This is a genomic window from Deinococcus sp., assembly GCF_018260555.1.
In the GTDB taxonomy this organism is placed as follows: Bacteria; Deinococcota; Deinococci; order Deinococcales; family Deinococcaceae; genus Deinococcus.
The window spans coordinates 1,185-12,781 of sequence record NZ_JAGLBB010000070.1 but is presented as its reverse complement, the minus strand read 5'-3'; the positions used below and the strand labels follow the sequence as shown (position 1 = coordinate 12,781).

Genomic DNA, 11,597 nt, shown 5'->3' with positions numbered 1-11,597 from the left:
TCTTCTGTTTCACACCCTCATTCTGAGGTCAGAAGCCGTGCTGGACGTCCTTTTCTAAAACTGAAAGATGTCAGTCAACTTACTTGGCACGGATCAGGACCGGAATCTGCTGCCCGTGACTGAAGGTCACACCTGCGTCCCGCCCGAACTCCCCATCCAACAACAGACCCGCCATGGGGACGCCCGCCGCGGGGCAATCCTGGACGACGTGGATCATTTCCTGAGTCGCTGTACGGTACAGATGGCTCTCTGTTTGCAGGACCTGGGTCACCTTGAAGTGTTCCAGAAGGGGGGGGCTGGATCTTCACCGAACTGCACCAGGGCAGCGGAGGTGAACTGGTGCCCGAGGCGGGTCTGTGCCTGACCGCTGTCGTGGTAGTTGACGCCTTCCATCGTCCGTCCGGCGTGAGGCACCATGACGAAATCAATGGCCAGGAATGCGCAGGGGGGCGCATTCCTGGCGCGGCGCTGAAGGTCTTCTTTTGATGCGAAGTCGTCCCGCGCCGTCTCCCGGGAGACGGCACTTTTGCGCAAGGTGCTGTATGGAACGAGACCGCTGAGGCTGGTGACCCGGTTCAGCTGGGCGGTGATGATGCTGAGCGGTAGGCTGGGCGTGCCGAGGCATGGTCACTTCGCATCAACGCCCATGAGACCGGGGAATTTCAGGCCCCTGCCTCGTGGGCCTTCGTTCTGGTCGCTGTTCGCGCTCGCGTGGAAGTCCGTATCAGGCCGCCTCGTCACGCCCGATCCGGTCTGCACGGGTCACGGTCAGGTAGGCGGTCAGGGCCAGGATGCCCACCAGGAAGATCAGGCTGGTCGTGGTGGTGCCCAGGCCCAGGCCACCGTCGCTCCGGGCCTGCGCGAGGAAATCGCCGATGGACGCGCCCAGCGGGCGGGTCAGGATGTAGGCCAGCCAGAACGTCAACACCGGGCTCAGTCGGCCGACACGCTGAACCAGGGCGACGACGCCAATCAGGGCGGCGAAGATGAACGCCGAGGGCAGGTACCCCAGTGACAGTGTTTCGGCCATCAGGTCACCGGCAGCGGTCCCGAGGGCAAAGGTGAACAGGATGGTCAGCCAGTAGAATGCCTCGCGCCGGGGCGTGTCGATCGAGTGGATGGACAGCGTCCCCTCACGGCGATACCACGCGAAGAAGGTTGCAGCGAGGGCCGTAGCGAACAGGCCCGAACTGACCCACAGGCTCAGTCCAAAGTGATCGGTCAGGTTGTCCGTGATCAGCGTGCCCACGACGCTGATGAAGACGATTGCCAGCCAGTACACGCCGGGGACGTGCTTCCTGGTCCGGAACTGCGCGATCAGCGCGGCGATCAGGAACACGCTCATGACCAGGGTGGTGCCGGTCAGACCCAGGTGCAGATTGGAGTTCAGGTAATCGGCGGCCGTCTCACCGACGGTGGTGGCCAGGACCTTGATGATCCAGAAGAATGCCGTGACCTCCGGGACTTTACTCCAGAGGTTGGGCTGGCGTTCGGTGGTGTGTTGGGCCCTGGCGGGGGCGGCAACGGTTTCGTTCATGGGTTCTCCTCGCGGCGTCTGCGCACAGGCTGAGCCTGCGTGAACCGTACGGGCCAAACGTAAAAGGAGGGTATAACCGGTCGGCCAGTCGCAAGTTCCGGCTATACCGCGAATTGACCTTCACCGCCTACCGTCGTCGGAGGTCCAACGTGAAAATGAACATCCTGCTCGTGGCCGGAGTCCTGCTGACTGGCGCCGCCCTCGCTCAATCGGCCAGCACCCAGGTCGCTTGCGGGCTGCACCAGACCACGGCATGACAGCTGCAGGCTGGCCGCGCAGGCCACACCCAGCGCCACGGCACCGGCCCCGACGGTGTCACTGAAACGGTGCCAATCAACGTTCAACTTCCCACGCCCAGGGCGTACAGCATGCAGAGCAGCGTGATGGAGCCGCGAAACCGGGAGCGGCTGACGAGCACCAACGCCAGGAGCACCGACATGGCGATGGTGGTGTGCCCACTGGGAAAACTGTTGTGCATGTACACGTCCGGTGCCACAGCCAGGGGCGGACGTGGCAGCAGCACCCGCTTGAACACCTCGGTCAGCCCCAGCGACATCCCAACCAGGCCCACGGCCGCCAGCGACAGACGGGGACGGCGGCGCAGCAGGCCGATCGATACTGGCGAGGATCAGGACCGCCCCAGCCAGCGAGCGCACGGTGATGAGGTTCAAGACGTCATTCGCGGCGTCCTGAAACATAATCCGCTCCGGACCAGCAGGCTGTACGTTCCGCAGAACACCGTCACAGACAGCAGGATCAGCCTCCGCCAGCGCCGCTGCGCCATGGTCAGGACGCCTGATCATCGGTCACGTTGCCCCCTGAGGCGTTCACTCCTCAGTCGGTCCCGCCTGTCGAAGAGCGCGCGGAACGCCAGCAGCACCACGCTTAGGCTCCCCAGGGCCGAACTGGCGGCCAGCACGAACATGATGACGATCTGGTAGCGCACCGCGTTCTGCGGGTGTTCTCCAGCCAGAATCTGCCCGGTCATCATGCCCGGCAGGCTCACGATGCCCATCACCAACATGCTGTTCAGGGTCGGCATCATGCCGGTGCGCAGGGCGTCACGGATCAGCGGATGCGCCGCCTCCCAGCGGGTCGCCCCCAACCCGAGCAGGGTCTCCACCTCCCCACGCCGAGTACTCAGGTCCCCAGTGAACCGGTCGAGTGAGAGCGCCACGCCCGTCAGCGTGTTGCCCAGCACCATGCCCAGGATGGGTACCGCGTACTGCGCTTCAAACCAGGGCCTGACCCCGATGACGCCGCTCAAGGTCAAGCCGGTCAGCAGGAATGAACTCACGAACACCGAGAGGAAACTATCGAGCAGGAGGCCCGGATACCGTTTCCTCGGGCGACTGGAGGCGGCCTGCGCGGCCAGCAGGGTCATGACCAGCCCGATTGCCAAGATGGGCAGTGGGGTGTTCAGCCGGAACACCCAGTCCAGGATCAGTCCCACCAGCAGCAGTTGCGCCGTCATCCGCACGCCGGCGATGAGGATGTCCCGGCCCAGCCCCAGCTTGAGCCAGGCACTCAGGCCCACGCTGAGCAGCATCAACCCTGCGGCCAGTGACACCTGCCACAGAGCCACTGGCTCGCTCACTGCGCGCCCAGCGCCAGCACGGCCGTTGCCAGCCGCTCCTGCTGATCCGGGTCATGCGACACCATGATCACGGCGCGCTCCCCCTCCTGCACCCAGCCGCGCAGCAGGGCCTCGACCTGACGGGTGGCGTCCACGTCCAGCGCCGAGGTGGCCTCATCCAGCAGCAGCACTGAGGGCCTCAGGAGCAGCGCGCGGGTCAGAGCGACCAGCTGCGCCTCGCCACCTGAGAGATTCGCGGTCATCTGTTCCAGAACGTCGTCCCTTCTGCCCAGGCCGCGCAGCAGATTCCTGGCGTCCTGCTGCGCGAACCTCACACCCGCATGCACGTTCAGCGAGAACGGGTGGCGCAGGGCGTCCTCCACTGTTTCGCCCATCAGCACGGCGCGTTGCGGCAGGTACATGACCTGAGCGCGGTAGGCGGGCATACTCCACGTCTGCTGGGATTGACCCCGGAAGATCACGTCGCCCCCCTCAGGTGGATCAAGCCCTGCGAGGACTCGCAGCAGCAGACTCTTGCCCGCGCCGGAGGGACCGACCAGCATCAGGCACTGCCCTGGCTCCAGGGTGAACCCGACACGCTGCCAGAGCAGGCGACCGGCCACGTGGCGGTGCAGGTGACGCGCTTCCAGCAGGACCATCGGCTTTACCGTAGCAGCTCCAACGCGATCAGTCCCAGCATCAGCGCCCCGAACACCACGCGGTACACGGCGAACGCCCTGAAGCTGTGCGTGGAGACGTACTTCAGCAGCCACGACACCGACAACAGCGCGGTGATGAACGCCACCACCGTGCCGATGAGGAGGGGAACGCTGCCCCCAGGCAGGCTGCCCAGCGCGTGCCGCGCCTTGAACAGGCTGTACAGACCCGCGCCGCCGAGCACCGGAAGACCCATGAAAAACGAGAATGCCGTGGCCGTCACGCGGTTCAGTCCTGTCAGGAGTCCGCCCACGAGGCTCGCCCCACTGCGGGATACCCCCGGAATGACGGCCACGGCCTGTGCAACCCCGATAGCCGCCTGCTTCAGCGTGATGACGTCCAGGTCAGGTTCAGTTCTTTCCGGCTGGGTGACCGCCTGGGGCCTGCGGTCCACCCACCACAGCACCAGTCCGCCCAGGATCAACGTAATCGCGACCGTGAGCGGCGAGAACAGCGCGCCCTTGATGGCCTCTTCAAACAGCAGTCCCACGGCCACTGCCGGCAGCGACGCGACAATGAGGTTCAGCCAGAATCGCCGGGCCCGCCGACTGCCCTGAAACAGGTGAGTCACGTTCTCCCACAGCTGCCGCCAGTAGAACCAGACCACCGCCAGAATGGCCCCAAGTTGCACCACGACGGTAAACACTTCACCCGTATCCCTGAAACCGATCAGCCGTTCGGCCACGATCAAATGCCCGGTTGACGACACTGGAAGGAACTCCGTGACCCCCTCCACTCCACCAAGAAGAATGGCCTGCACCTCTGGAATCATGCTCAGCAGCGTAAAGACCGAAGGTATAAGCACGGTACACGCGTACGGCCCACGGCCCCAGAGCGGGTCGGCAGATCAGCGGTCTGGGCGGCCCATCCGACGCCCTCAGCCATGTCCAGCATCCGCCTGATACCCAGCCCAATACCGAGGCGGAGCCGTCACGACCACCGAATCCAGAAGGCGCTGAAGTTCACCGCGGCGGAACGGAGATTCTCCTGCCGGTGCGCTTCGCCCACCCCGGGGCGCGCGGAGTCGCAGCTATACCGCCGTTATACCTGTGCCCACTACGGTGGCCGCATGTTCGATCTTCCGCAGTTGATCCAGTCCGTGTCGTATATCGGCATCGCCGGAATCGTGTTTGCAGAATCAGGTCTGCTCGCCGGGTTCTTCCTGCCGGGGGACAGTCTGCTGATCACGGCGGGCCTCCTCGCCAGGTCCGGCCAGCTGAACCTGGCGCTCCTCATGGCGACCGTCGCCGCCGCGGCCATCATCGGGGACAGCGCCGGGTACCTCATCGGGAGGAGGTTTGGTCCGGAGGTCTTCACGCGCCAGAACAGCCGGTTCCTCAAACCGGAGTACGTGACCCGGACGCACGCCTTCTTCGACCAGTACGGGGGCAAAGCCGTGATTCTCGCGCGTTTCGTCCCCGTGGTGCGCACCATCGCGCCCACCATGGCCGGGATCGGCGGGATGAGCTACCCGCAATTCCTGAGATACAACGTTGTGGGCGGGCTGCTGTGGGCCTTCAGTGTGCCCCTGCTGGGCTACCTGCTGGGCCATCTCATTCCGCAACTCGACCGGTACATCCTGCTGGTGATCGGTGCCGTCATCATCCTGAGTTTCATTCCCATCGCGCTGGAACTCCGCAAAGCCCGGCAGCGTGAAGGACGTGACACGGTCTGAAGTGACTGGGTGATCGTGGCTGTGGGTCTGATACGGATTCCGTTTATTTCGTTGACAACCCGGAAGGGCGGCGGGTTGCCAGCTTCACGTCCGGAACCCGTTTTGCTCCTACTCGCCTCGCTCGGATTGAATGGTTTTATAAGCCATTCAATCGGAGTCCGTGTCAGTGGTCGTTCGGGAACGGCGGACTGACCTGGACCGTCTCCGGGGTCCGGGCCGGTCGCAGGGCGACGGCACTCAGGATCAGGAACGCCCCCTCGGCGACCAGTGCGACAATCCCGCTCAGTTCAACCCAGTTGCCGATGTCGTCCGTGGCGTGGGGCAGGCCGGTGGTGCGGGTCAGGACGTACCCGATGGTGGCGCCCAGTGAGATGACGCTGCCCAGCACGTACCCGCGCCTCGGGTGACTGGAGAGCAGCCACGCGCCCGCTGCGGCGCACCCGGCGACGAGCAGGATGTACGCCCACCCCAGGTAGTCGGTTTCCTTCAGCTTGTCGGGAATGTCCTTGAAGTGCACCCAGGCGATCACGCCGAGCAGGGCCGCCCCGAGCAGGTGAAGGGACGTGAAGCAGCTGGCCACTGGGGGTCGGTTCGTCATGAGCGCAGCGTGCGGCCTGAAGGTTAATTCCCAGTATATCCGGCGCGCATGAACCCTGAAGGGCGGCCTCACGGGTCCTCCTGTCCCGGCTCGCGCACACGGTATACCGGAGTTTTACCTTCGCGGCGCAGGGTAACGGGCATGACGCTCCCGCCAAATCTTTCCCTGCGCGCCCTCCTGCGTCTGCTCCTGGGTGTCCTGCTGCCCCTCCTGGTCGTCGGGTTCCTTGCCGAAGATGTCCTCGAACAGCAGCGATTCACCTTCGAAACGCCGATGCTCACCTGGATTCACGCCCACACCAGTCCGGCGCTGACGCAGACCAGCGTCGTCCTGAACACCCTCGGTGGACCGGTCGTCATGGGCGGCGTGTTCGTCCTGATCGTGCTGGGCCTGTGGTTGACCCGGCGCCACCCGCAGGCGATCTTCGCGGCGACCGGTCTGGGCAGTGCCGTCGGTGTCGCGCTGGTGATGAAAGTGGTCTTCCACCGCGCCCGGCCGGAACTGTGGCCCCGGCTGATCACCGAGAACGGCGCGTCCTTCCCGAGTGGCCACTCGACGACCGCCGCCGCGCTCGCCACGTGCCTGGTGCTGCTGCTGTGGCAGACCCCCTGGCGCTGGCCCGTGCTGATCCTGGGCGGTCTGTACGCCCTGCTCATGGGCTACGGCCGCCTGGTGCTCGGCGTGCACTACCCCACCGATGTGCTGGCCGGTTGGCTGACCGGCCTGAGCCTGGTGCTGGGGGCGTACCAGCTGCTGAGCCCCTCCCTGAAGCCACACCCGACGCCTGGCGATGCCTGATGGCCAACGTCCCCAACACCCACACGTCGGCCCTGCCGCCCGCCGCCTCCAGGACCTGGTGGTGGACTGCGGGCATCGCCGCGCCTGCTGCGGGCGTGGCTGGCCTGGGCGTGGGCATGCCGGACGGCGGCCGTGTCCGGGCAGGACACTGGCGGCCTGATGTGGCTGCACGCCCACACGGCGCCTCTGCTGGAGAGCCTCAGCCGGGCACTGAACATCCTGGGCGGCCCGTGGGTCACCTCCCCCCCCTGATCCTGTTGCCCGCCCTGTGGTGGCTCACCGGTCGGCGTCGACCAGCACTGTTGATGGCGGCCGCGTTCTGGACGGCGACCGCCCTCCAGTGGGGACTCAAACTGCTCTACGGCCGGCCACGTCCACACCTGTGGCCCACGGATATCCACGTCTCCGGGTGGTCGTTCCCGAGTGGGCACGCCACAGCCGCGTCGGCCCTCGCCCTGATCCCTGTTGGCCTGGCGGACGCCGCACCGCTGGGCGGCGCTGACCGCGGGCCTGCTGTACGCGGCCCTCATGGCAGGGTCCAGGGTGGTGCTGGGCGTGCACTATCCGACCGACGTCCTCGCTGGCATGCTGGTGGGTGTGCTGAGCGACAGTGTCGTGACCCTGCTCTATCCACCGTTCGGGAGACCCCATGCGCGTTCTGATCGTTGAAGATGATCCCCACATCGCCGAACTGCTCCGTGACGGCCTGACCGAGGACAGCTACGACTGCGACCTCGCCCGCAGCGCCGCAGAAGGCGCGGAACTGGCCCGGCTCTTTCCGTACAGTCTGTTGCTCCTCGACGTCATGCTGCCGGAAGGGATCGACGCCGGGTACCACCTCGGCCAGCAGCTCCGCGCCGAAGGGATCACCGCGCCCATGATGTACCTCACGGCGCGCGGCACGGTCGAGGACCGCGTCGAGGGTCTGGAGGCCGGCGGGGACGATTACCTCATCAAGCCGTTCGCGTTCAGGGAACTGCGGGCCCGCATCCGGGCGTTGCTGCGCCGGGCTGGCGGGAACGCGCAGAATGCCCTGACCCTCCCGCACGGCTGGGTGATGGATCTGGGCGGGCGGGAACTGCGCCGCGCGGGCGTCCGGGTGGACCTGACCCGGCGGGAATTCGCGCTGCTGGAACTGCTGGCCCTGCACCCAGGGCGGGCCTTCACGCGGGATGAGATCATCGAGCGCCTGTGGAGCGGGGACGCGGGCGTAGAGCCGAAAGTCATCGACGTGTATGTGAGTACCGTCCGCCGCAAGACCGAGGACCGCCTGATCGAGACGCTGCGCGGCACCGGGTACCGCCTGGGCCGCGCGTGACGGGCCTGGTGCAGCGCCTGAGTCTGCGGGTCAAGCTTACCCTCGGATACGCGCTGGTGTTCAGCGTGATCCTGCTGCTGGGCTGCGCCGGGATCTGGCTCGTCACGGAGCGTACTGTGCTGAATGCGCTGGACGCGTCGCTGCGCAACACGATTGTCATCGCGCAGGGGAGCCTGGAAGCCGACAGCGGCCCGGTGCGCTTCACGCCGGAACTCAAACCCGGTGGGGACGTCACGGTCCTGCTCATGCGCGCCAACGGGACGGTCGTCTCCCGCGTGGGGCGTCCCATAGCGGAGGAACCCGGCTCGGTTCGCGCCGGATTCCGGACCGCGCGGGGGGAACGGTCACTCACACAGGAGGTGAACAGCGGGCTGTACCTGCGGGTGTCCCAGCCCGTGGCCCCAACCTGGGAATTCCTGGAGACCCTGGCGCGCATCCTGCTGATCGGCAGCGCCGGGATGATCGTCCTGGCCTGCTTGGCGGGCTACTGGCTGGCGCACCGGGCCCTGAAGCCGGTCGACGAGGTCGCCCGCACGGCTCAGAGCATCGCCGAGCGTGGGGATTACGCCGAGCGGGTCACGCCCGCGCCTGGACACGATGAGATGGCCCGGTTGACCGGCACGGTGAACAGTATGCTCGACCGCCTGGCCGGAACCATCGAACGCGAGAAGCAGTTTGCGCGGATTGCCGCGCATGAACTGCGCACGCCGCTCACCGCACTCAAGGGCCGCCTGGAGTTGACGCTCGAGAAGACACGGAGCGAGACGGAGTACGTGCGGGCACTGGAAGGCATGGCGGGCCGCGTGGACGCCCTGGGGGCGCTGACCGAGAGCCTGCTGGCCCTGGCCCGCACGGACACCCCGATCCAGTTGACGCGGGTGGACCTGGGGAGCGCCGCGCTGAGCGTCAGTGAGGCCTTCGAGGACGCCGCGCACCTTCATGACCGCGCCATTCACCTGGACGTGCAGGAAAGCTGGGTCATGGCCGAGCGTGACGGGGTCGAGCGCGTCATCAGCAACCTGCTCGACAACGCACTGAAGTACGGGGACGCCGGTCCCGTGCACCTGTGCGTTTCCGGTGTGACGGTCTCGGTGCAGAACCAAGGGGGTGGGCCGCGGCCGAACGACTGGCCGCAGTTGCAACTGCCCTTCGAACGGGGGGTGGGACAACAGGCGATCAGCGGGAGTGGGCTGGGACTGGCCCTCGTTGAGGCACTGGCCCGCCGCTGGCACGCGCAGGTGCAGCCCCAGTGGCAGGGTAGGACGTTCACCGTGTCAGTCGCGTTTCCGGCAGAGGCGGGAGTAGATGGCGCCGCCGAAGTGAGCGGCAGATCAGGCCCGCGCTTGCGTCTGGACAGCACCGAGGATTCAACGGCACTCTGACCAAACGGCCTAAGCGGGAAAAAGGTTCCAACTCTAGCGCGACCCCTTCCCCGAATCCGTCGTCCTCCGACCCGTCTGGCTCGGATGGTGGTCGGCTCGCCCCGCCGGTCAATCGGGGGTCGGGTCAGTTCTGTGGGGTGGGACCGGTTGAGGCTCGACCGTGAGCTGAAGGTGGAAGTGGTTGAGGATGGTCTCCCAGATGGGAGGGATCTTGCCGCGTTCCCGCAGGGCGCGGCTGAGTTCCTGTGGGGCGAGGCCCATCTGGCGGGCGATGTCAGCCTGACTGAGGCCGGTCTGGCGGATGCGCTCGCGTATGAGGTGCCTGATCTCGTCCGTCACGCGGTCATGCTAGATGAAAACGGGGACTGCCCCACAGCAGCCCAGATCAATATAGGCCGAAACGGTTGACGGGTCAACCGTTTCGGCCTACGGTGCGGGATTCTGACCGGGCCGGGAACGCGGCCTTCCGGGTGAACGACATCCGGTTCACTTTCAGGTCCAGCACCATCCGCTCCCACAGCACCGGCCGGCTCGACTTGACGAAGAGTTCCAGCTTCTCCTTCGCCGGGGGGAACCGCACGGGCCTGAACGTTCCCTCGAACAGCAGGGGTGGCCTGACCCCAAAGCTTGGACACTTTCGAGTAGAGACTCGATTCAAGGACTTGCGTACACTGTCGCCTTCCCTTTTTCACCTGGTGGTCGGCCTCCCTGGCCCACTCATCCGGCGTCCGGTAGCCCAACGACGAATGAGGCCGCCCAGTGTTGTAAAACGTGCGCCAGGACTCCAGAACCACCTGAGCATGCAGCACCGAGTAGAACACTTCCAGATTCAGGCACTCCTCCCGGAGTCGTGAATGGAAGCTCTCGGCAAACCCGTTCTGCCACGGTTTCCCCGGTTCGATGAAGCGAGTACCGATGTTCTGCCCCTGCAGCCAGATGCCCAGATCCCGGGCGATGAACTCCGGTCCGTTGTCACTCCGAATGAACCCAGGTGCCCCACGGGCGCGGATGATGTACTGCAGGGCGTCTTTCACGTCTTCGGACGTGAAAGACGCTGCCATACGTAATACGGATTCCGTTTGTTTCGCCAACAATCCGGAACTTCACCGGATTGCCGGCTGCACCTCCGGAACCCGCCCTACTCCCACTCGCTTCGCTCGGATTGCAAGGGCTTTGCAGCCCATTCAATCGGAGTCCGTATAAGACCAGCGACTGCCGTGTCCATTCGTCCGTGACGGTCAAAATCTTCAGCACATCGCCGCCAAGGGTCTGATCGAAGACGAAATCGTACGTCCAGACGTGGTTCGGCCCCTCTGCTTTCATCGGAATCGTGGCGCCAGTACGGATTTTCCTGGCGACCCTGGTCGTGACGGTGAGTGCTTCCTGATGCCAGATGCGCTGCACGCGTTTCCTGTTGATCCGTTGCCCTTCCTGCACCAGCAGTGCATGGATGAAACGGTATCCACGTCTTGGATGCAGGAGGGCCAGTTCACGGATCCGCTGCGTCAGGGCGCTGTCCTGACGGGGTTTGGGACGGTAGTGCCAGGACGACTTGGGGAGCCCCGCCAGGAAGCAGGCCCGCTGTGCTCGGACGCGGGCGGCGATCAGTTGTTGCACAACTGATCGCTTCTCAGCGAGGGTCAGCGCTTTTTTGCGAGGACCTCCTTCATCCCTTCGAGCAGGGGGCGCTGTTGACCGACGATGCGGAGGAGTCGGGCATTTTCCTTCTCGAGGTGGCGAAGCCGTTTGGCTTCGTCGGGGGTCGTATCACCGTACTTCTTTCGCCAGGCGTAGAAGGAAGCGGGGCTGCACCCGAAGTCGCGACAGAGCTCCTCGACAGATTTCTCGCCCTTTTGAGCGTCCTGGAGCAGCTGGATGATCTGGGCCTCGGTGAACTGACGGGTTTTCATAGGTGACCTCTCTTTCCAGCGGGGAGGCTGGGAGTGAGTCGAGGTCTCTATTCAACACTGTCCAGATTCTGGGGAGCAGACCATCT

15 protein-coding genes and 1 pseudogene are annotated in these 11,597 nt (G+C 65.3%); 6 read left to right on the top strand and 10 right to left on the bottom strand.

Translation table 11 applies throughout. The features are described 5' to 3' along the window. Positions 1-724: 724 nt before the first annotated feature. The 5 genes from QZ271_RS12205 to QZ271_RS12185 all read right to left on the bottom strand — a co-directional run bounded on the left by QZ271_RS12205 (position 725) and on the right by QZ271_RS12185 (position 4,635). Complete coding sequence (locus tag QZ271_RS12205) at positions 725-1,537, bottom strand: hypothetical protein (RefSeq protein ID WP_291431857.1); 813 nt, start codon at positions 1,535-1,537, stop codon at positions 725-727. Positions 1,538-1,877: 340 nt separating this feature from the next. Then, positions 1,878-2,108 carry a phosphatase PAP2 family protein gene (locus QZ271_RS12200; protein WP_291431856.1) on the bottom strand — a complete coding sequence of 77 codons (231 nt, stop codon included), beginning with the start codon at positions 2,106-2,108 and terminating at the stop codon, positions 1,878-1,880. Positions 2,109-2,336: 228 nt separating this feature from the next. Then, entirely contained in the window at positions 2,337-3,134 is a 798-nt protein-coding gene (gene fetB / locus QZ271_RS12195; RefSeq protein ID WP_291431854.1) for an iron export ABC transporter permease subunit FetB, read from the bottom strand. After that, complete coding sequence (locus tag QZ271_RS12190; protein ID WP_291431852.1) at positions 3,131-3,772, bottom strand: ATP-binding cassette domain-containing protein; 642 nt, start codon at positions 3,770-3,772, stop codon at positions 3,131-3,133. Before QZ271_RS12190 ends, fetB begins: the two co-directional genes overlap by 4 nt. A 5-nt stretch (positions 3,773-3,777) precedes the next feature. Next, complete coding sequence (locus QZ271_RS12185) at positions 3,778-4,635, bottom strand: undecaprenyl-diphosphate phosphatase (RefSeq protein ID WP_291431851.1); 858 nt, start codon at positions 4,633-4,635, stop codon at positions 3,778-3,780. 264 nt (positions 4,636-4,899) lie between these two features. Here QZ271_RS12185 and QZ271_RS12180 point away from each other — a divergent pair, with 264 nt between their 5' ends. Further along, a complete protein-coding gene (locus QZ271_RS12180) occupies positions 4,900-5,505 on the top strand; it encodes a VTT domain-containing protein (RefSeq protein WP_291431849.1) in 606 nt (201 codons plus the stop codon). A 163-nt stretch (positions 5,506-5,668) separates the two neighbouring features. Here QZ271_RS12180 and QZ271_RS12175 read toward each other — a convergent pair whose 3' ends face one another. After that, complete coding sequence (locus QZ271_RS12175) at positions 5,669-6,103, bottom strand: hypothetical protein (RefSeq protein WP_291431847.1); 435 nt, start codon at positions 6,101-6,103, stop codon at positions 5,669-5,671. Between the two features lie 141 nt (positions 6,104-6,244). Between QZ271_RS12175 and QZ271_RS12170 the strand changes: the two genes are divergently transcribed. From QZ271_RS12170 to QZ271_RS12160, 5 genes and pseudogenes are all read left to right on the top strand, one after another. Further along, positions 6,245-6,901 (top strand): phosphatase PAP2 family protein, encoded by a 657-nt coding sequence (locus QZ271_RS12170; protein WP_291431845.1) that lies wholly within the window; start codon positions 6,245-6,247, stop codon positions 6,899-6,901. A 305-nt stretch (positions 6,902-7,206) separates the two neighbouring features. Beyond that, positions 7,207-7,350 (top strand): annotated as a pseudogene (locus QZ271_RS14555) (phosphatase PAP2 family protein); the annotation flags it as partial. Positions 7,351-7,366: 16 nt separating this feature from the next. Continuing rightward, positions 7,367-7,570, top strand: coding sequence for a phosphatase PAP2 family protein (locus QZ271_RS14550; protein WP_367114375.1), 204 nt, complete (start codon positions 7,367-7,369; stop codon positions 7,568-7,570). Beyond that, positions 7,551-8,219: a response regulator transcription factor gene (locus tag QZ271_RS12165; RefSeq protein WP_291431843.1), complete on the top strand. Its 669-nt coding sequence runs from the start codon at positions 7,551-7,553 to the stop codon at positions 8,217-8,219. The genes QZ271_RS14550 and QZ271_RS12165 overlap by 20 nt, the downstream gene beginning before the upstream one ends. Continuing rightward, entirely contained in the window at positions 8,216-9,601 is a 1,386-nt protein-coding gene (locus QZ271_RS12160) for an ATP-binding protein (protein WP_291431841.1), read from the top strand. The genes QZ271_RS12165 and QZ271_RS12160 overlap by 4 nt, the downstream gene beginning before the upstream one ends. Positions 9,602-9,709: 108 nt before the next feature. Here QZ271_RS12160 and QZ271_RS12155 read toward each other — a convergent pair whose 3' ends face one another. From QZ271_RS12155 to QZ271_RS12145, 4 genes are read right to left on the bottom strand one after another with little or no spacing between them, the layout of a single operon-like run. Beyond that, positions 9,710-9,940, bottom strand: coding sequence for a helix-turn-helix transcriptional regulator (locus QZ271_RS12155; RefSeq protein ID WP_291431839.1), 231 nt, complete (start codon positions 9,938-9,940; stop codon positions 9,710-9,712). Next, positions 9,937-10,662, bottom strand: coding sequence for an integrase core domain-containing protein (locus tag QZ271_RS14545; protein ID WP_367114374.1), 726 nt, complete (start codon positions 10,660-10,662; stop codon positions 9,937-9,939). Before QZ271_RS14545 ends, QZ271_RS12155 begins: the two co-directional genes overlap by 4 nt. Next, a complete protein-coding gene (locus tag QZ271_RS12150; protein WP_291431837.1) occupies positions 10,574-11,218 on the bottom strand; it encodes an IS3 family transposase in 645 nt (214 codons plus the stop codon). Before QZ271_RS12150 ends, QZ271_RS14545 begins: the two co-directional genes overlap by 89 nt. A 23-nt stretch (positions 11,219-11,241) precedes the next feature. Further along, a complete protein-coding gene (locus tag QZ271_RS12145; protein WP_291431835.1) occupies positions 11,242-11,511 on the bottom strand; it encodes a transposase in 270 nt (89 codons plus the stop codon). Between the last annotated feature and the right edge of the window lie 86 nt (positions 11,512-11,597).